The sequence below is a fragment of the Janthinobacterium sp. GW821-FHT03C08 genome (genome assembly GCF_059420905.1).
Map to the genome: position 1 here is coordinate 141,513 of NZ_JBWKUP010000006.1, position 17,217 is coordinate 158,729.

General features: G+C 62.6%; 18 protein-coding genes. 17 read left to right on the forward strand and 1 reads right to left on the reverse strand.

The window, feature by feature from the left end; genetic code table 11:
* Nucleotides 1-16 precede the first annotated feature (16 nt).
* A complete protein-coding gene (locus AC07VL_RS10070) occupies nucleotides 17-1,387 on the forward strand; it encodes an amidohydrolase family protein (protein ID WP_494805700.1) in 1,371 nt (456 codons plus the stop codon).
* 106 nt (nucleotides 1,388-1,493) lie between these two features.
* Here the strand turns inward: AC07VL_RS10070 and AC07VL_RS10075 are convergent, their stop codons facing one another.
* Nucleotides 1,494-2,375 (reverse strand): LysR family transcriptional regulator, encoded by an 882-nt coding sequence (locus AC07VL_RS10075; RefSeq protein WP_494805701.1) that lies wholly within the window; start codon nucleotides 2,373-2,375, stop codon nucleotides 1,494-1,496.
* A 92-nt stretch (nucleotides 2,376-2,467) separates the two neighbouring features.
* Between AC07VL_RS10075 and AC07VL_RS10080 the strand changes: the two genes are divergently transcribed.
* The 16 genes from AC07VL_RS10080 (at nucleotide 2,468) to AC07VL_RS10155 (ending at nucleotide 17,122) form a co-directional block, all read left to right on the forward strand.
* The gene (locus AC07VL_RS10080; protein WP_494805702.1) at nucleotides 2,468-3,076 is read left to right on the forward strand and encodes a short chain dehydrogenase; all 609 of its coding nucleotides are present in this window, start codon (nucleotides 2,468-2,470) and stop codon (nucleotides 3,074-3,076) included.
* Between the two features lie 211 nt (nucleotides 3,077-3,287).
* Entirely contained in the window at nucleotides 3,288-4,232 is a 945-nt protein-coding gene (locus AC07VL_RS10085; RefSeq protein ID WP_494805703.1) for a LysR family transcriptional regulator, read from the forward strand.
* Nucleotides 4,229-4,465 (forward strand): EexN family lipoprotein, encoded by a 237-nt coding sequence (locus AC07VL_RS10090; protein ID WP_494805704.1) that lies wholly within the window; start codon nucleotides 4,229-4,231, stop codon nucleotides 4,463-4,465. Before AC07VL_RS10085 ends, AC07VL_RS10090 begins: the two co-directional genes overlap by 4 nt.
* 429 nt (nucleotides 4,466-4,894) lie before the next feature.
* Nucleotides 4,895-6,895, forward strand: coding sequence for a conjugal transfer protein TraG (locus AC07VL_RS10095; protein ID WP_494805705.1), 2,001 nt, complete (start codon nucleotides 4,895-4,897; stop codon nucleotides 6,893-6,895).
* Nucleotides 6,892-7,356, forward strand: a complete 465-nt coding sequence (locus tag AC07VL_RS10100; RefSeq protein ID WP_494805706.1) for a CopG family transcriptional regulator — start codon at nucleotides 6,892-6,894, stop codon at nucleotides 7,354-7,356. The genes AC07VL_RS10095 and AC07VL_RS10100 overlap by 4 nt, the downstream gene beginning before the upstream one ends.
* A complete protein-coding gene (gene trbB / locus AC07VL_RS10105) occupies nucleotides 7,353-8,390 on the forward strand; it encodes a P-type conjugative transfer ATPase TrbB (RefSeq protein WP_494805707.1) in 1,038 nt (345 codons plus the stop codon). Before AC07VL_RS10100 ends, trbB begins: the two co-directional genes overlap by 4 nt.
* On the forward strand, nucleotides 8,387-8,770 hold the full coding sequence (locus AC07VL_RS10110) for a TrbC/VirB2 family type IV secretion system protein (RefSeq protein WP_494805708.1): 384 nt from the start codon (nucleotides 8,387-8,389) through the stop codon (nucleotides 8,768-8,770). The genes trbB and AC07VL_RS10110 overlap by 4 nt, the downstream gene beginning before the upstream one ends.
* Nucleotides 8,767-9,036, forward strand: coding sequence for a VirB3 family type IV secretion system protein (locus tag AC07VL_RS10115; RefSeq protein WP_494805709.1), 270 nt, complete (start codon nucleotides 8,767-8,769; stop codon nucleotides 9,034-9,036). The genes AC07VL_RS10110 and AC07VL_RS10115 overlap by 4 nt, the downstream gene beginning before the upstream one ends.
* A gap of 10 nt (nucleotides 9,037-9,046) precedes the next feature.
* Nucleotides 9,047-11,497, forward strand: coding sequence for a conjugal transfer protein TrbE (trbE, locus tag AC07VL_RS10120; protein WP_494805710.1), 2,451 nt, complete (start codon nucleotides 9,047-9,049; stop codon nucleotides 11,495-11,497).
* On the forward strand, nucleotides 11,494-12,222 hold the full coding sequence (gene trbJ, locus AC07VL_RS10125; RefSeq protein WP_494805711.1) for a P-type conjugative transfer protein TrbJ: 729 nt from the start codon (nucleotides 11,494-11,496) through the stop codon (nucleotides 12,220-12,222). Before trbE ends, trbJ begins: the two co-directional genes overlap by 4 nt.
* 11 nt (nucleotides 12,223-12,233) lie before the next feature.
* Nucleotides 12,234-12,527: a hypothetical protein gene (locus AC07VL_RS10130; protein ID WP_494805712.1), complete on the forward strand. Its 294-nt coding sequence runs from the start codon at nucleotides 12,234-12,236 to the stop codon at nucleotides 12,525-12,527.
* The gene (gene trbL, locus AC07VL_RS10135) at nucleotides 12,524-13,909 is read left to right on the forward strand and encodes a P-type conjugative transfer protein TrbL (RefSeq protein ID WP_494805713.1); all 1,386 of its coding nucleotides are present in this window, start codon (nucleotides 12,524-12,526) and stop codon (nucleotides 13,907-13,909) included. The genes AC07VL_RS10130 and trbL overlap by 4 nt, the downstream gene beginning before the upstream one ends.
* Nucleotides 13,910-13,921: 12 nt before the next feature.
* Nucleotides 13,922-14,626, forward strand: a complete 705-nt coding sequence (trbF, locus tag AC07VL_RS10140; RefSeq protein WP_062794347.1) for a conjugal transfer protein TrbF — start codon at nucleotides 13,922-13,924, stop codon at nucleotides 14,624-14,626.
* A complete protein-coding gene (gene trbG, locus AC07VL_RS10145; RefSeq protein ID WP_126124146.1) occupies nucleotides 14,623-15,624 on the forward strand; it encodes a P-type conjugative transfer protein TrbG in 1,002 nt (333 codons plus the stop codon). The genes trbF and trbG overlap by 4 nt, the downstream gene beginning before the upstream one ends.
* Nucleotides 15,625-15,626: 2 nt before the next feature.
* Nucleotides 15,627-16,910, forward strand: coding sequence for a TraB/TrbI/VirB10 family type IV secretion system protein (locus tag AC07VL_RS10150; protein ID WP_494805714.1), 1,284 nt, complete (start codon nucleotides 15,627-15,629; stop codon nucleotides 16,908-16,910).
* Nucleotides 16,907-17,122, forward strand: a complete 216-nt coding sequence (locus tag AC07VL_RS10155; RefSeq protein ID WP_126124148.1) for a DUF2274 domain-containing protein — start codon at nucleotides 16,907-16,909, stop codon at nucleotides 17,120-17,122. Before AC07VL_RS10150 ends, AC07VL_RS10155 begins: the two co-directional genes overlap by 4 nt.
* The last annotated feature ends 95 nt before the right edge of the window (nucleotides 17,123-17,217 follow it).

Genomic DNA, 17,217 nt, shown 5'->3' on the forward strand with positions numbered 1-17,217 from the left:
TCCAGTAGGAATCCTAATGACCAGCCACACGCCTCAGCGCATTCTCTTCAAAGCAGCCACGGTGCTCACCATGGACCGCAAGCTGGGCGATTTCGCGCGTGGTGACGTGCTAGTGGAAGACGACCTGATCGCCGCGGTGGGTCCTGGAATAGTGGTCCACGACGCACAGGTGATCGATGCCAGCGATGCGATCGTGATGCCAGGATTCGTCGACGCGCACCGCCACGCCTGGCAGGGCTCGCTACGCAGACTGATGCCCAATGTCGACAATCTGGACAGCTACGTGGATGCAGCTCATTTCACTCTGGCGAAACTCTATCGACCGGAAGACATGCATATCGGCAATCTGCTCACGGCATTGGGCTGCCTCGACGCGGGTACGACGACGATTATCGACGCCTCCCACAATGCGCGTAGTCCTGAGCATACGGACGCATGTCTAGACGCCCTGCAGGAAGCTGGGCTGCGTGCGCTTCACCTGCCGGGCGCTCCGCTTGCCGGAAATTGGGCCAGGCACTGGCCGCACGACTTGGAGCGTTTGAAAGCCCAGCGCTTTAGCTCGGAGAACCAATTGCTCACGCTCGGCGTGTTCGCTCAGACGGACCGGCAGGCATGGGAGCTGGCGGCGCGGCTTGAGATGCGGACGCTGACCGAGTTTCTCGGACCGATGGCACCGATGCTGGCCGGGTTCGATGGTCTGCTTGGTCCCCGTAGCATCTTCAACCATTGCACATCTCTGCCGGACGACGCATGGCACAAGCTGGCAGACGCGGGCGCGAGCATTACCGTGGATCCGCGCTCGGACGCACAGTACGCCTTGGCAGGCGGGGTCTGTGCGTGGCAGTCCGCGATTGACCATGGCTTCCGGCCTGGCATCGGGACCGACCTTGAGACAGCGTACGGTGGCGACATGTTCACGGAGCTACGCGTGGCTTTCTCGCTGCAACGCGCGATCGCCCAGAGCCGCCGGTATGCAAACGATCCGACAGCTCCGTCACCTGTCACTGTTCGTACACTGCTTGAAGCGGCGACCATCGACGGTGCACGATGCGCTGGCCTCGACCATCGCATTGGAAGTCTGACACCCGGTAAGCAGGCGGACCTGATCCTCATCCGCACCGATGACATCAGCCTTTTCCCATCCAACAATGCAGCCGGCACGGTCGTGCACGCAGCTAATCATTCGCATGTCGACACCGTGATGGTGGCGGGGCAATTTCGCAAGCAACACGGCAAGCTCCTGAAGGTCGACCTAGGCAAGGTCCGACGCGCAGCCGAAGCATCGCTTGCGCACCTGTTTGCAGCTGTCGGCTACATACCGAACGTGCTGGAAGACAGGTTCCCGTCACTCGCGGGTGAAAAGCCGGCGGCCTGGACAGGCGGATGATTGGCGAATGTTAATGAAGGCAAATGCGCCGGCAGCAAGCGGAGCCGGCGCTGACCTGATCCGGCTGTGTCGACATTCGCGGTGCTGTTCAATCGCAAGGATACGGCTACTTGACACTTAGGATTGTCTCAATAGCCCATTTATGAAGAGGATTTTCCGATACCTTTCGATGCCATGCAGCTACCACATCAAAGGTTTGTGGGATTGAATCAAAATTTAGCGTTCTAAAGTTCCCGAGTCGAGCCATTGCAGAAGGAATAAATGCAATCACATCATTAACGGACAGAAAGCTCTGCAATGATGTGTAGCACGGTAGCGTAGCAATGACGTTTCTCGATACGCTTTGCTCTTTAAGAAAATTATCAACCGTATCGCTAAAATAATACGCGCTATTGCTCATCGCGACATGAGGGAATTTTGATAGATCGCTTAGTGTTTGTACTTCATCGGGTATTTTTGATTTTTCGTTGGCGACACACGAGTAGTAATCTTTCTTTATCAATGTCTGTACAAGCCTGTCGTCAATAAATTCCTTGAACCCAATGAGAATGTCGGCCTCCCTCGATGACAGCATCTCTTCGTGAGTTCTTTGATCAAAATCTAAAATTTTGAATTTGATATTTGGTGCGGATAATGCAGCAGACTGAATAATGAGCGGAATATAAGAAAGCTGCGCATATTCATTCGCTATTATCGTGAATGTCTTTTTGACCGATGCTGGATCAAAAGGAAGTGTTTCATAGATATTGTCGAACTCATGTATTACCCGTTCAAATTTTGAGCACAACTCGTATGCAAAGTCTGTGGGTTTCAGGCCGTTGCTTTGTCGCAAAAACAGCTCGCTTTTAAATTCTTCTCTTAGTCTTTTTAAATACCCACTGACTGCCTGTTGCGACAGACCCGTCTCAGACGCCACTTTTGAGACATTTTTTTCCTTGACGAGTTTTATAAAAACTCGCATGTGCCTGATGTCGATTCTGTCTATCATGAAAATTTGTATCGCTTACAAGTAATCTCTGTTTTTCATTGTATCACCTGGCTTTTAGAATGTCATTTCGTTCAACCAAGCAAGGCAAATTTATGAAAACCGTCATCGTAATCGGCGCTCAAGGCAAGATGGGCCAGGCCGCGCTCACCGGACTCACAAAGCACAAGGTGGTTACTGCCAGCCGTTCGGGCAAGGGATGTGACTACAAGGTGGACATCACCAGCAAGGAGTCAATCCGCGAATTGTTTGAAGCCGTCGGCGAATTCGACGCGGTCGTTAATACGGTCGGTCACTGCGAATACGCACCGTTTCAAACGATGACCGATGCTCAATGGGATACGACCATTCAGAGCAAGCTCGTCGGGCAGATGAATGTCGTGAAAGTTGGCCTTGATTTCATCAAGGACGGCGGCTCTTTCACGTTGATTTCCGGCATCTTGAACGTCAAGCCCCTTCCGACAACCATCGCGGATGCCACCACTAGCGGCGCAATCGACACTTTCGTCAAATGTGTCGCGCATGAACTTCCGAGAAGCATTCGGATTAATGTCGTCAATCCTACGGTACTTGAAGAGGCTTGGGACGTTTATGGGGAAATGATGCCTGGTTACCAGCCAGTCCCAAGCGCGCTTGTGGGTAAAGCATTTGAGCGCTCTGTCGATGGTTTCATTAGCGGACAAGTCCTGTTTGTTGATGCATAAATCTTCGCCGCAGGGCCTTTTCTGCTGATCCGATAATCGCCAAAAGGATTTAATTGGGGCAGGCAAGGTGGATCGGAATATCGAGGCCTGCGCCAATTTTTGCGTTTGGCAATAAATTAATATCGCCGAGCTCTCAATCGTGCGAATTGACCGGCAAAGAAAAATACAACCGTGCTAAGTCCGCGAACGGATTTGACCTAGGGGGATGCTCATGGAGTTTCGTCACCTGCGCTGTTTTATCGCAGTTGCAGAAGAGCTGCACTTCGCTCGTGCAGCGGAGCGACTTCACATTGAGCAATCTCCTTTGTCACGGGCCATCAAGGAACTAGAGGAAGACCTCGGTGCTCAGCTTTTTGTGCGGACTACGCGCAGCACACGGCTAACACGTGCGGGAAAGTTGCTTCTGGAGCATGTACCCCGTGTATTCGTTGCCTTGCAGCAGGCACGTGACAGCGTGAAGGCCGCCGCTAATGGCTTTCACGGTCAATTGCGGGTGGCGCTCTCGGACGGCATCACGCCATCGCGTTTTTCTACCTTCCTAGCGTTGTGCCGCGAAGAAGAGCCGGAGATCGAAATTCGATTGTCCGCAGTACCTCTGGCGCAACAGATCAAGGGACTGCACGACGATCTGTATGACGTCGGATTTGCACAATCGGATGAGGCAGGCGATGGAGTCATTGCTGAAGTCGTTTGGGACGATCCACTGATGGTAGCCGTACCGGCGCGGCATCCGCTGCTGACCTACAAGCATTTGCCGCTGGAGGAAGTACTGCGGTACCCGCTCGTGCTTGGAGATTCTCAAGCCTGCGAGGGGCATGCTCGACAGGTTGATCGCGCATTGAGGCGAGCAGATCAAGAGCCGTTGATTGCTGAGCGGGTCGCTTCTATCGACCTGATGATGGCATTGGTATCCGCCGGCTTCGCCTTAGGTCTGGCTGGTACATCGCAGATCCTGGCCAGCCGCGAGCCAGGCGTGGTAGCACGACCATTGGCGGGGCGCTCGCCAATGCTCACCACCTATCTACTGCGTCTGGATAGCGAACCTTCTGAGGCGCTGGCCCGTTTCATCGAAAGGGTTCGCGCGATCGAATCACTCATTGGAAAGAAGCCTGCTGTACCACTCGAACCCGATGCTTCGGAGGAGAACGAGCCATGAAGAAGTTCATTTCGCTTCTGCTTGTCGCGATGCTGGTGGCTTGTGGAAAATCCGAACCAACCGAAACGGCGGCATCGCTCGCGGCCAATCCCGAACGGTTAAAGGGTCTGCGACAGCAGTGCAAGACGGATCGTGCCAAGCTGGGCGATGAGCTTTGCAACCGCGTGGCCGAGGCGACGAATCGACGCTTCTTCGGTGATAGAAAGACGCCATACACACCGCCAAAGGAGTGAGGATCTGCTCACTGCCCGCAAGCAAGCACGTCCAAACGAACAGTTCGTAAGCTCTTCGGGCCTTGCCCCGATGGAGGCGCGTTCGGCATCGGTACGACTGAGTTCGCCCCGATGCGACTTTTGCCTATCATCACCAAAAGAGAAGCCATCAAGGATGCTGGTCAGCCGACAAGGCCCCCCTGCTAACAGCGCTTGCAGGAGAGAGCTTCGAGCTGCTCGCCACCACCACTATCCCATTTTTTTGCTCGACCCGCCGTAATGCGCCAACGCTTGCGGCGTTTTCCTTCTGCACGATGCTGCGCCATATCTTGTTTATTTATCGACCTTTGTCCCGATAACGGTCTTTGACCGCCCTTGATCTGACCCCGATCCTCATGTGTGCAGCACGCCTTTGTGCCGCGGGTTGTACAGGAGAAAGCGGAGGCCGGGATGCAAGGTCAAGGTGTGCTATTCGGGCAGGTCGGTGTCGTCTTCGGCATCGTTATCGCCGGTGTGTGGATCGCCACACAATGGACAGCCGCAGCCCTGGGCTACCAGCTACGCCTTGGCTCGCCTTGGTTCGATTTCTTCGGTACACCGGTCTATCACCCCTGGCGGTTGTTCGAGTGGTGGTTCTTCTTCGATGCCTATGCGCCCCGGGTCTTCGACACCGGCGGCGCGATTGCTGGCGGCAGCGGCCTGGTGGCTGTCGTGGTTGCCATCGCCATGTCCGTGTGGCGCTCGCGGCAATCGAAACTGGTGACGACCTACGGCTCGGCGCGCTGGGCCGACGCCGCTGATATTCGCAAGGCGGGACTAACCCAGCCTGCAGGCGTCTTCCTTGGTCGGCATGACGACCAATACCTGCGGCACGAAGGCCCGGAGCACGTCCTGACCTTCGCACCGACGCGATCCGGCAAGGGCGTCGGCCTGGTGGTTCCTACACTGCTGAGCTGGCCTGCGTCCGCTGTTATCCATGACATCAAGGGCGAGAATTGGCAGGTCACAGCAGGCTGGCGCTCGCGTTTTTCGCACTGCCTGCTGTTCAACCCCACTGATCCGAAGTCGGCAGCCTACAACCCGCTGCTGGAAGTTCGGCGCGGCGCGCATGAAGTGCGCGATGTACAGAACATCGCCGACATCCTGGTTGATCCCGAAGGTGCGCTGGAGCGTCGCAACCATTGGGAGAAGACTTCGCACGCGTTGCTCGTCGGAGCCATCCTGCATGTGCTCTATGCGGGCACCGACAAGACGCTGCGCGGCGTCGCCAACTTCCTGTCCGATCCGGCGTGTCCGTTCGAGCTGACTCTGCATCGGATGATGACGACGAAGCATCTGGGCGATGCCCCGCATCCCGTCGTCGCGTCGGCCGCGCGCGAGGTGCTCAACAAGAGCGACAACGAGCGTTCAGGTGTGCTGTCCACGGCCATGTCGTTTCTCGGCCTGTACCGCGACCCGACGGTGGCCGAGGTCACGTCGCGTTGCGACTGGCGCATCGCCGATCTGATCGCATCCGAGCATCCCATCTCGCTGTACATGGTAGTGCCACCATCAGACATCAGCCGCACGAAGCCGCTGGTCCGTCTGATCCTCAACCAGATCGGTCGCCGCCTGACCGAATCGCTTGATGGCAGCGACGGCATCGCCCGTCGCCATAAGCTGCTTTTGATGCTCGATGAGTTTCCGGCGCTGGGCCGGCTCGACTTCTTCGAGACGGCGCTGGCGTTTATGGCCGGCTACGGCATCCGCAGCTTCCTCATCGCGCAGTCGCTGAACCAGATCGACAAGGCCTACGGTCAGAACCATTCCATCCTCGACAACTGCCATGTGCGCGTGACGTTCGCCACGAACGACGAACGCACCGCCAAGCGCATCTCTGAAACGCTGGGCACCGCTACCGAGTTGCGCGCGCAGCGCAACTACGCTGGCCACCGGCTCGCACCTTGGCTGGGCCACTTGATGGTGTCGCGGCAGGAGACGGCGCGTCCGCTGTTGACGCCCGGCGAGGTGATGCAGCTTCCGCCGGACGACGCCGTGGTGATGGTGTCCAGCCTCGCGCCGATCAAGGCCAAGAAGTTGCGCTACTACGCTGATGCCAATTTCCAGCAGCGCGTGCTGCCGCCGCCCACGCTCGCAGCCGGGCGCTACGCCGATGCGCCGCCGCTCCGTCCAGACGACTGGAGCGGCTTGGCTATTCCCGTCGTACCTGCCGCTTCGACCGCAGCGGTGAACTTCACCGACAGCGCAGCAGTTGCCGACGACGGCGGGCCGCGTCGACAACCGGAGCTATCCGAGGTCACCGAATACCTCCCCGACCAAGAGCCGACCAATGACCTGGCACTGCTCGATGACGACGACTTGCCGTTGCCCCTTCCTCGGCAGCTCGACCCGGCCATGCAGCGCACGGCCCGGCTGGCGTCCCTCGACCAACACGACGGAATCGAGCTATGAGCCAATACCGCCTCAACCTGTTCATTCCGCACGAGCACGCCAAGCGGCTCGACGAGCTGGCCGCCAAGAAAGGCGTGTCCAAGTCTTCCATCGTGGCGGCGGCGCTGGCGTCCTGGCTGTCGCCGGACGCGGGCGACCAGCGTGAGGCGGCCATCGCCAAGCGGCTTGATCGACTGTCGCGCCAGTTCGAGAGGCTGGAGCGCGACCAGAACATCGAGATCGAAACGCTGGCGCTGTTTGTCCGCTACTTCCTGACGGTCAGCACGCCGGTTCCTGAAGCCCATCAAGACGCGGCGCGCGCGCAAGGCAAAGCGCGCTTCGAGCAGTTCGTCGAACAGCTCGGCCGCCACCTGATGCGCGGGCGCAGCCTGGTGCGCGACGTGGTGGAGGAACTGCATCCCGACACCGCTCACCTGGACGATGCGGCGGCGCTGGCTGAGGCTCAGGAGCGTGCTTCATGAGCGCCATCCCCTCGACTGTCGGGCAGTCCTTTGCCACCACCTCGCTCGACCGGCGCATCCGCATGCTGCGCACGGCGATGGGGCCGCTGATCGCCACCGCGCTCGAAGACCCCGACGTGGTGGAAATCATGCTCAACCCCGATCGCACACTTTGGGTCGATCGCCTGTCGTCGGGTCGCGCGCCGCTGGGCGCAGAACTATCCGAGGAAGACGGCGAACGCATCATTCGCTTGGTCGCCGCGCATGTCGGCGCAGAAGTCCATCGCGGCCAGCCGCTTTTGAGCGCCGAGTTACCGGAAACTGGCGAACGCTTCGAGGGCATTCTGCCGCCGGCGGCGCCGGGGCCAGCCTTCGCGCTACGCAAGCGCGCCGTGGGCGTGATCCCGCTGGAGCGCTATGTCTCCGACGGGATGATGACGTTCGAACAAGCCGAGTTCTTGCGCGGGGCAGTGCGCGAGCGGCAGAACATCTTGATCGCTGGCGGCACAAGCACCGGCAAGACCACGCTCGCCAATGCCTTGCTCGCGGAAATCGCCGCCACGGGCGACCGCGTGTTGGTGCTCGAAGACACCATCGAACTGCAATGCACGGCACGCGACCACGTGCCGCTGCGCACGCGTGCCGGCGTCGTGTCGATGACCGAGCTGGTGCGCGCCACGATGCGGCTGCGCCCCGACCGCGTGATCGTCGGTGAGGTGCGCGGCGGCGAGGCGCTGGATCTCATCAAGGTGTGGGGCACCGGCCATCCAGGTGGCATCGCCACCATCCACGCAGGCTCCGCGCTGGGCGCACTGTTGCGCGTGGAGCAACTGATTCTCGAAGTGGCCGTGAATCCGCCGCGTGCGCTCGTCGCCGAGGCCGTCAACGTTGTCATCCACATCGCCGGCCGTGGCCGGCATCGCCGCATCGAAAGCATCGCCCGCGTCCTTGGCTTCGACGGCGTGGGCTATCGCCTCGCGGATGCGCTGGAGCCACGGCTTCCAGAGCTGCTGCTTTCTTCCCTGTCCCCTAACCACCTTGGAGAACTGCCATGACACAGATGCACGCCCATACTTTCCATATTTTCGTAAATCCGGCCTCAATCCTGGCGCGCCTGCGGCGCCTAGCAGGCCCTGCGCACCACGGCCTGCTGACCGTCGCCGTGATGCTGACGATGGCTGGCACGGCACGGGCCGCCGGGTCGTCGATGCCCTGGGAAGGCCCGCTCGAATCCATTCTCGAATCCATCCAAGGGCCGGTCGCGCGCATTGTGGCCGTCATCATCATCATCTCCACCGGTTTGGCACTGGCCTTCGGCGACACATCAGGCGGCTTCCGAAAGCTCATCCAGATTGTGTTCGGCCTGTCGATCGCGTTCGCGGCGTCGAGCTTCTTCCTGTCGTTCTTCAGCTTCTCTGGCGGGGCGGTCGTATGAGCGCGACCAGCGCCTTGCCGGGCTTTGAGGTGCCGCTGCACCGCTCGCTGACAGAGCCGATCCTGATGGGCGGCGCGCCGCGCACTGTGGCGATCGCCAACGGCACGCTGGCCGCTGCCGTTGGCCTGGGCCTGCAACTGTGGATTCCCGGCGTCGTGCTCTGGATCGTCGGCCATTCGCTGGCGGTGTGGGGCGCTCGTGTCGATCCGCAGTTCACGCAGGTGTTCGCCAAGCACCTCAAGCACAAACCGCTGTTGGACGTGTGAGGACCGAGCCATGTTGAAACTCGCCGAATACCGCCAGCGTCCCGCACTGCTTGCCGACTGGCTGCCATGGGCCGGACTGGTCGCACCAGGTGTCGTCTTGAACAAAGACGGTAGTTTCCAGCGCACGGCGCGCTTTCGTGGACCTGATCTGGACAGCGCGACGCAAGGCGAGCTGATCGCCACGACGGCGCGGCTGAACAACGCGCTGCGCCGACTCGGCGCCGGCTGGGCGCTGTTCGTCGAAGCCGAACGCCGGCCGGCGGCCGATTATCCGCACTCGGATTTTCCCGAACCATTGTCGTGGCTGGTGGACGAGGAACGGCGCGCGACCTTTGAGGAATCAGGCCACCACTTCGAGAGCGGCTATCACCTCACGCTGCAATACCTCCCGGCGGAGGAATCCCGCGCCCGCGCAGCGAAGCTGCTGTACGAGAACACGCCGACCGCCGGCGTGGACTGGCGCGAACGCATGACCGCGTTCGTCGCGGAAACGGGCCGCGTCTTCGACCTGCTCGATGGCGTGATGCCGGAGATCGACTGGCTCGATGATGCCGAAACTCTGACCTACCTGCACGCGACCGTCTCGACACGGCGCTACCGCATCGGCGTGCCGGACGTGCCGTTCCACCTTGACGCCTTGCTGGCCGACACGCCCTTGATCGGCGGCCTCGCACCGATGCTTGGCGACCAGCACCTGCGCATCGCCACGGTACGCGGCTTCCCAACCTCGACTTGGCCGGGGATTCTGGACGACCTCAACCGGCTGGGCTTCGCCTACCGCTGGAGCACGCGCTTTCTGTGCATGGACAGGTCGGAGGCCGAAAAGGAACTCGGCCGCCTGCGCCGGCAGTGGTTCGCCAAGCGCAAGAACGTGGTGGCGCTGCTGCGCGAAACGATCTTTCAGCAGGAAAGCCCGTTGGTCGATACCGACGCCAGCAACAAATCGGCGGACGCCGACGCCGCCTTGCAGGAACTGGGCAGCGATCAAGTCGCCTTCGGCTACGTCACCGCGACCGTAACGGTGCTCGATGCCGATGCCGACACGGCTGACGAGAAGCTGCGCATGGTGGAGCGCGCGATTCAGGGTCGGGGTTTCGTGACGATTCCCGAAACCCTCAATTCGGTGGAGGCGTGGCTGTCGTCGGTGCCGGGCAACGCCTACGCCAACGTGCGGCAGCCCATCGTCTCGACGCTGAACCTCGCGCACCTGATGCCGGTATCGGCGGTGTGGGCCGGACCGGAGAAGAACGAGCATCTCGACGGCCCGCCGCTGATCGTTACCCGCACCGAAGGCGCCACGCCGTTTCGGCTGGTGACGCACATCGGCGATGTGGGCCACACGCTGATCGCCGGTCCGACGGGCATGGGCAAATCCGTGTTGCTCGCAACGCTGGCGATGCAGTTCCGCCGCTATCCCGGCTCCCGCATTTTCGCGTTCGACATGGGCCGCTCCATGCGAGCGACGGCGCTGGGCCTGGGCGGCGAGTACTACGACCTCGGCGCTGATGGCGCGATCGCCTTCCAGCCGCTCGCGCGCATCGACCGGGAGGGCTACCGAACCTGGGCCGCCGAATGGGTCGAAGGTCGCCTGACGCACGAAGGCGTCGCTGTCGGCCCCGACGAGAAGGCGGCCATCTGGTCGGCGCTCGGCAGCCTCGCCGGCGCGCCGATCGAACAGCGGACTCTCACGGGCTTGTCGGTGCTGTTGCAGTCGAACGCGCTGCGCCAAGCGCTCGCGCCCTACGTGCTCGGCGGCGCGCACGGCAAGCTGCTCGATGCCGATCACGACCGGCTCGGCACGGCCGACGTGCAGTGCTTCGAAATGGAGGAGCTGATGCACAGCAAGGCTGCGGTGCTGGCCGTGCTGGGCTACCTGTTCGCGCGCTTCGATGAGCGGTTCGACGGTGCGCCAACGCTGCTGATCCTCGACGAGTCCTGGCTGTTCCTTGACGACCCGGTGTTCGCCGCGCGCATCCGCCAGTGGCTCAAGACGCTGCGCAAGAAGAACGTCAGCGTCATTTTCGCCACGCAGTCGCTCGCCGACATCAAGGATTCGAGCATCGCGCCCGCAATCATCGAAAGCTGCGCGAGCAGGATTTTCCTGCCGAACCCGCAGGCCACCGAGCCGCAGATTCGCACGATCTACGAAGGCTTTGGCCTCAACAGCCGCCAGATCGAGATCGTCGCCACCGCGCAGCCAAAGCGCGACTACTACTACCAATCCCGTGCAGGCAATCGCCTGTTCGACCTCGACTTGGGGCCGGTCACGCTTGCATTCGCGGGCGCCTCGACGCCCCAGGACCAGCGCGCCATGGACCGGGTACTTACCGATGCCGGCGCACCGGGCTTTACCGGCGCCTGGCTGCGCCATCGCGGCCTTGATTGGGCGGCGGACCTGCTGCCGTCCGCACCATCCGCCGCGTCCTTCCTCGCTCGTCAACCTCTGGAGGTCTCGCCATGAAGATTCGCCTTCTCACCCTCGCTGTTGCCGCGTTAATCGGTGTCATGCCCGCTGCGCAAGCGCAATGGGTCGTCGTCGATCCGACCAACCTCGTGCAGAACACGCTGACTGCGGTTCGCACACTGGAGCAGATCAACAACCAGATTCAACAACTCCAGAACCAAGCGCAGTCGCTGATAAATCAGGGGCGCAACCTGGCGAGCCTGCCATTTAACGTGGTCAACCGGCTGCGCTCAACATTGGCGACCACCCAGCAGCTCATCACGCAAGCGCAAGGCCTGGCGTTCCAGGTGCAGAGCATGGATCAGCAGTTCGCGCGCCTCTATCCGCAGCAGTACGCCGCGACCGTGAGCGGCAATCAGATGTACCAGGACGCGCACCAGCGTTGGCAGAACACGCTCAATGGCCTACAGACCGCGATGCAGATGCAGGCGCAGGTGTCGCAGAACGTGACCGAAGACGAGAGTGTGTTGACTGACCTTATAGGCCAAAGCCAGTCGGCCACCGGCGCCTTGCAAGCCATGCAGGCGACCAACCAGCTCTTGGCCTTGCAAGCGAAGCAGTCCATTCAGACGCAACAGCTCCAGCTCACGCAGGGACGCGCCACGGCGCTGGAACTGGCGCGGCAGGCCACCGCCGTTGAACGCGGCCGCGAAGTGACGCGACGCTTCCTTGGCACCGGCACGGCGTACACGCCGCAGTCGGTCAACTTCTACGGCAACTGACGGGCACGGCCATGATACCCGCGCACATCCTGTTCGCCTTCGCGTGCCTGCTGGCCGGCTGCAATCAGCCGCAGGCATTGTCGGTCGATGCGCTGGCCGCCGATCCGGCCCGGCTGCACGCGCTGCGTGCGCATTGCCACCGTGGCGAACACGACGACGTGTTCTGCGCGCGGGTGGACCAAGCCGACCTGCGCCGCTTCCTCTCCGGTCAGGCCGGGCCGGGTGAATACCAAACGCTGGCTGACCTGCCGCCGATCCCGGCCAGCTTCGATGGCCCCAGCACACCGACGGAGGGACGGCCATGAACGACGTTTCCATCATCGACCACTTCCTCAACGTCTTTTCTACCTACATCGACTCCGGCTTCGGCCTGCTGCGCGGCGAAGTCGCATTCCTGACCGCGACGCTGGTGGCGATCGACATGACGCTCGCCGGGTTGTATTGGGCGCTCGGCCATGCGACCGGCCAGGGCGACGACGTGATGGCGAAGCTCATTCGCAAGGTGCTCTACGTCGGTGCCTTCGCCTACATCATCGGCAATTTCAACATGCTGGCCAGCATCGTGTTTCGCTCGTTCGCCGGCTTGGGCCTGACAGCGTCCGGCTCGACCGTGAGCATGGCGACGTTCCTGCAACCGGGACACCTCGCTAAGTCCGGCATTGACGCGGCGGCGCCGATCCTTCAACAGATAAGCGAGATGGCAGGCTTTCCCGAAGTGTTTGTCAACATCGCGCCCATCGTCGTGATGTTCCTCGCCTGGTTCATCGTCATCCTCTGCTTCTTCGTGCTGGCGGTGCAGCTCTTCGTCACGCTGATCGAGTTCAAGCTGACCACGCTCGCCGGCTTCGTGCTGGTGCCGTTCGCGCTTTGGAACAAGACCGCGTTTCTCGCTGAAAAGGTGCTCGGCAACGTCGTGTCATCCGGCATCAAAGTGCTAGTGCTGGCCGTCATCGTCGGCATTGGTACAGGGTTGTTCGCAGAGTTCCCGACCACGCCGGGCGAGCCGTCCATAGACCATGCGCTGGTGGTGATGCTCGCATCGTTGGCAATGCTCGCACTGGGCGTCTTTGGGCCAGGCATCGCCACGGGGCTAATTTCAGGCGGCCCGCAGCTCGGTGCTGGCGCGATGGCAGGCGCCGCCTTGGGTGCGGCGGGGACCGCCGTCGCGGTCGGCGCTGCCGCTACCGGCGTCGGTAGCGCTGTGGTGGCTGGAGCGCGTATGGCGCCAGCCGCCGCCAGCGCCATCGGCAGCGGCGCACGCGCCGCTGCCTCGACCGCTGGCAGCGCACGGTCGGCGTTTCAGGCCGGTTCCGCCTCTGCCGGCGGTGGTGCGAAAGGTGCGATGGCTGGCCTGGGCAACGTCGCCAAGACCGGCGCGCAGGCGGTCGGCCAGAAGGCCGCCGCTGGCGCGCGCTCGATCGGGCAGCGCGCCGCCGCCGCATTCCGCTCGGATGGCGCGGGACAGGCGTCCGGTGGGGGCGCAGCGGCCGGTGCTGCTGCGTCAGGCCCGACCACCGCAGGCGAAGCCGCCGCGAATAGCGCCAACCAACAACAACCCGCCTGGGCTAAGCGACTGCATCGCCGCCAGCAGATATCCCATGCCGCTACCACTGCCGCGCACACGTTGCGCGGCGGGGACGGCGGCGGCTCGGGTAGCGGACCAAGCCTTACCGATTCCGATTCTTGAGGAGAACCAGCCATGCGATTCAAACGACCGCAGGTGCGCTACGCCGACACGCCGCAGCCTGCCACCCCGTATCAAGCCGCCGCGCAGGTGTGGGACGAGCGCATCGGCTCGGCTCGCGTGCAGGCGAAGAATTGGCGGCTGATGGCCTTCGGCTGCCTCGCGTTGGCGCTTTTGATGGCGGGCGGCCTGGTTTGGCGCTCGGCGCAGTCCATCGTCACGCCTTACGTGGTGGAGGTGGACAAGACCGGCCAGGTGCGCGCGATCGGCGAGGCCGCCACGCCGTACCGGCCAGCAGATGCACAGGTCGCCTACCACTTGGCACACTTCATCACGCTGGTTCGCTCGCTGTCGATTGATCCCATCGTAGTACGGCAGAACTGGCTGGATGCCTACGACTACACCACCGACCGCGGCGCAGCGGTACTCAACGACTACGCGCGCACGAACGATCCGTTCGCCCGCGTTGGCAAGGAGTCGGTGACGGTGCAAATCACCAGCGTCGTTCGCGCCAGCGATTCGTCTTTCAACGTGCGTTGGACGGAGCAGCGTTTCGTCAACGGCGCACCGGCCGGCACCCAACGGTGGAACGCCGTGATTTCCATCGTCCTGCAAACCCCGCGCACCGAACAACGCCTGCGCAAGAACCCGCTGGGCATCTACGTCAACGGCCTGTCCTGGAGCCGCGAACTGGATGCGTCCGAAGGAGCCAAACCATGAACCTGTCTTTCCGCTTTTACGCTTTTGTGCTGACCTTGGCGGCCACCACGTCGTCACTGATGGGCTGCGCCTCGCAGGGCAAGCCACCGCCGCATATTTCGCTCGATGAGCCGGTGCAGGCGCAACCGTTGCCCGAACCACCGAAGCCGGTGGAAGTGGTGGAGGTGCCGAAGGTGCTGCCGATGCCGGCGCAGATGAAGCCGCTGCCTGACGTGGACGAAGCTAAGCTCGCGCCGGAGCCGGCTGACGAAACCGTGCGCGTCTCGCGTGCCAACGCCGAGGCGCGCATCGCGCCGACTCGCGAGGGCTACGTCAACGCGATTCAGGTGTGGCCTTTCACCGATGGCGCGCTGTACCAGGTCTATGCCGCGCCGGGGCGCGTCACCGTGATTTCGCTCCAGCCGGGCGAGGAACTGGTGACAGTCGCCGCCGGCGACACGGTGCGTTGGATTGTCGGCGATACGTCCAGCGGCGCCGGCGCCGAGCTGCGCGTCAACGTGCTGGTGAAGCCCACCCGGTCTGGCCTCAAAACCAATCTGGTCGTCACCACGAACCGCAGGACATACCTGCTGGAACTGACCTCGACGGAAAAAGCGTGGATGGCGTCCGTGTCCTGGGACTACCCGAAAGACCGGATGTTGGCCTTGCAGCGTCAGTCGCAGGCCGCGCAGGCGACCGCGCCCGTCGATACCGGCCTGTCGCTGGAGAAGATCCGCTTCCGCTACGCGGTCAGCGGTAGCAATCCACCGTGGAAGCCATTGCGCGCTTTCGACGACGGCGAGAAGGTCTATATCCAGTTCCCGGGAGGCATCGCGCAGGGCGAGTTGCCGCCCTTGTTCGTAATCGGCGCGCAGGGCGACGGGCAACTGGTGAACTACCGCTTCCGCTCGCCGTACTACATCGTGGATCGGCTGTTCGGCGCGGCCGAACTTCGCCTGGGCGGGGACAAGGGCGACGTGGTGCGCATCGAGCGCACGGATGGCATGCGGGGGAAATGACCATGAGCCAGGACGAAACCCCGGATGTGCCGATTCCTGACGCTGCGCCGAAGGTCGCGCCCGAGAACGTGGCGCTAAGGGCGCAACCGCGCCCGGTGACGCGCTTGAATCGGCGAACGCTGGCGCTGCTGACCGGCGGCCTCGGCGTGGCCGTGCTGGGCGCAACGATGTGGTCGTTGCAGCCGACGCATCGGCGCGGTGGCAACGAGCCGGCCGAGCTTTACAACGTCGATCGCGTCTCGCGCTCTGAAGGACTGGACCAGCTTCCCGCCGACTACTCCAAGCTACCGCCCAAGGTGCCAGAGTTGGGGCCGCCGTTGCCCGGCGACCTGGGGCCGGCCATCGTGAAGTCTCAGCAGCAGGCGGTGGCCCGCTATTCGCCGCCCGGCCAAGACCCCGGCGGCGCCGAGCGTGACGCGCGGCGCAAGGAGGCTGAAGCGGCAGCGGGATCGTCGGTGTTCTTCCGCTCCAGCAACCAGCGCGCCGCTACCGCGCCGGCGCAGGTGGCCGCTGCTGGCCCAGCTTCTGGCTTGGCGGGCTTCGATCCGCAGGCCGCTGGGCCGGCCTCGACGGCGGCCCAGCCCGCCGACCCGACCGCCGTGCAGAACCGGCAAGACCAGAAGGAGGCGTTCCAGAAAGCAGGAACTACGGAAACCCGTAATTCCGGCAATCTGCAAATGCCGGCTTCGCCGTACCAGGTGATGGCTGGCACGGTGATCGCCGCAGCGCTCGTAACGGGCATCAAGTCCGACTTGCCGGGCGACGTGATCGGCACGGTGACGGAGCCGCTGTACGACACCGCGACCGGCCGCTATCTGCTGATACCGCAGGGGTCACGCATCTTCGGCAAATACAACAGCCAGGTCGCTTATGGGCAGAGCCGCGTACAGGTGGTGTGGAACCGGGTCATCCTGCCGGACACGTCATCGCTCACGCTCGACAACCTGGCCGGCACCGACCCGGCCGGCTATGCCGGCCTGGAGGATGGCGTTGATTGGCATTGGGATCGCATCTTCGCTGGCGCGGCACTGACGACGCTGCTGGGCGTCGGTGCCGAACTGGCCGCGCCGGAGAACCGACAGGGCGGTGATCGCGTCATCGTCGCCGGACGCGACAGCCTGCAGGACAGCGTGAATCAGGCGGGGCAGGAGATGACCCGTCGCAACCTCAACATCCAGCCAACGCTCACCGAACGGCCGGGGCTCCCGGTGCGCATCATCGTCAACCGCGACCTGGTGCTGCGGCCCTACCAGCCGCTGTTCTTCAACCGGGGGGCTTCACGATGAACACGACCAAGAAGCTGCGGCTGGGGCCGCTGCCCAAGACCGAGATCGTCAAGCTGACCTTCGCGTGTCCCGTCGCGCTGAAGGCCGACCTCGACCGCTATGCGGCCCTTCATGGCCGCACTTATGGTGAAGATGTCGATGCGGCGACCCTCATCCCTCACATGCTTGAGGCATTCATGGCGCGCGATCGGGGATTCAAGCAGGGCGGGTAGGGTGCATCGAGCCGAGGGGCATGGCCCTCGGACGCTCGGGTGGTGGACGCAGCAGCCTTGCCCGAGGCATCGGGCCTTTGACCGGCGGAAGCCAT

Coding starts and splice junctions, on each gene's coding strand:
- AC07VL_RS10100 (WP_494805706.1), top strand. CDS start 6,892: ATGAGCCAATACCGCCTCAACCTGTTCATTCCGCACGAGCACGCCAAG.
- AC07VL_RS10155 (WP_126124148.1), top strand. CDS start 16,907: ATGAACACGACCAAGAAGCTGCGGCTGGGGCCGCTGCCCAAGACCGAG.
- AC07VL_RS10115 (WP_494805709.1), top strand. CDS start 8,767: ATGAGCGCGACCAGCGCCTTGCCGGGCTTTGAGGTGCCGCTGCACCGC.
- AC07VL_RS10130 (WP_494805712.1), top strand. CDS start 12,234: ATGATACCCGCGCACATCCTGTTCGCCTTCGCGTGCCTGCTGGCCGGC.
- AC07VL_RS10085 (WP_494805703.1), top strand. CDS start 3,288: ATGGAGTTTCGTCACCTGCGCTGTTTTATCGCAGTTGCAGAAGAGCTG.
- AC07VL_RS10110 (WP_494805708.1), top strand. CDS start 8,387: ATGACACAGATGCACGCCCATACTTTCCATATTTTCGTAAATCCGGCC.
- AC07VL_RS10095 (WP_494805705.1), top strand. CDS start 4,895: ATGCAAGGTCAAGGTGTGCTATTCGGGCAGGTCGGTGTCGTCTTCGGC.
- trbG (WP_126124146.1), top strand. CDS start 14,623: ATGAACCTGTCTTTCCGCTTTTACGCTTTTGTGCTGACCTTGGCGGCC.
- trbB (WP_494805707.1), top strand. CDS start 7,353: ATGAGCGCCATCCCCTCGACTGTCGGGCAGTCCTTTGCCACCACCTCG.
- trbF (WP_062794347.1), top strand. CDS start 13,922: ATGCGATTCAAACGACCGCAGGTGCGCTACGCCGACACGCCGCAGCCT.
- trbL (WP_494805713.1), top strand. CDS start 12,524: ATGAACGACGTTTCCATCATCGACCACTTCCTCAACGTCTTTTCTACC.
- trbE (WP_494805710.1), top strand. CDS start 9,047: ATGTTGAAACTCGCCGAATACCGCCAGCGTCCCGCACTGCTTGCCGAC.
- AC07VL_RS10150 (WP_494805714.1), top strand. CDS start 15,627: ATGAGCCAGGACGAAACCCCGGATGTGCCGATTCCTGACGCTGCGCCG.
- trbJ (WP_494805711.1), top strand. CDS start 11,494: ATGAAGATTCGCCTTCTCACCCTCGCTGTTGCCGCGTTAATCGGTGTC.
- AC07VL_RS10070 (WP_494805700.1), top strand. CDS start 17: ATGACCAGCCACACGCCTCAGCGCATTCTCTTCAAAGCAGCCACGGTG.
- AC07VL_RS10080 (WP_494805702.1), top strand. CDS start 2,468: ATGAAAACCGTCATCGTAATCGGCGCTCAAGGCAAGATGGGCCAGGCC.
- AC07VL_RS10075 (WP_494805701.1), bottom strand. CDS start 2,375: ATGATAGACAGAATCGACATCAGGCACATGCGAGTTTTTATAAAACTC.
- AC07VL_RS10090 (WP_494805704.1), top strand. CDS start 4,229: ATGAAGAAGTTCATTTCGCTTCTGCTTGTCGCGATGCTGGTGGCTTGT.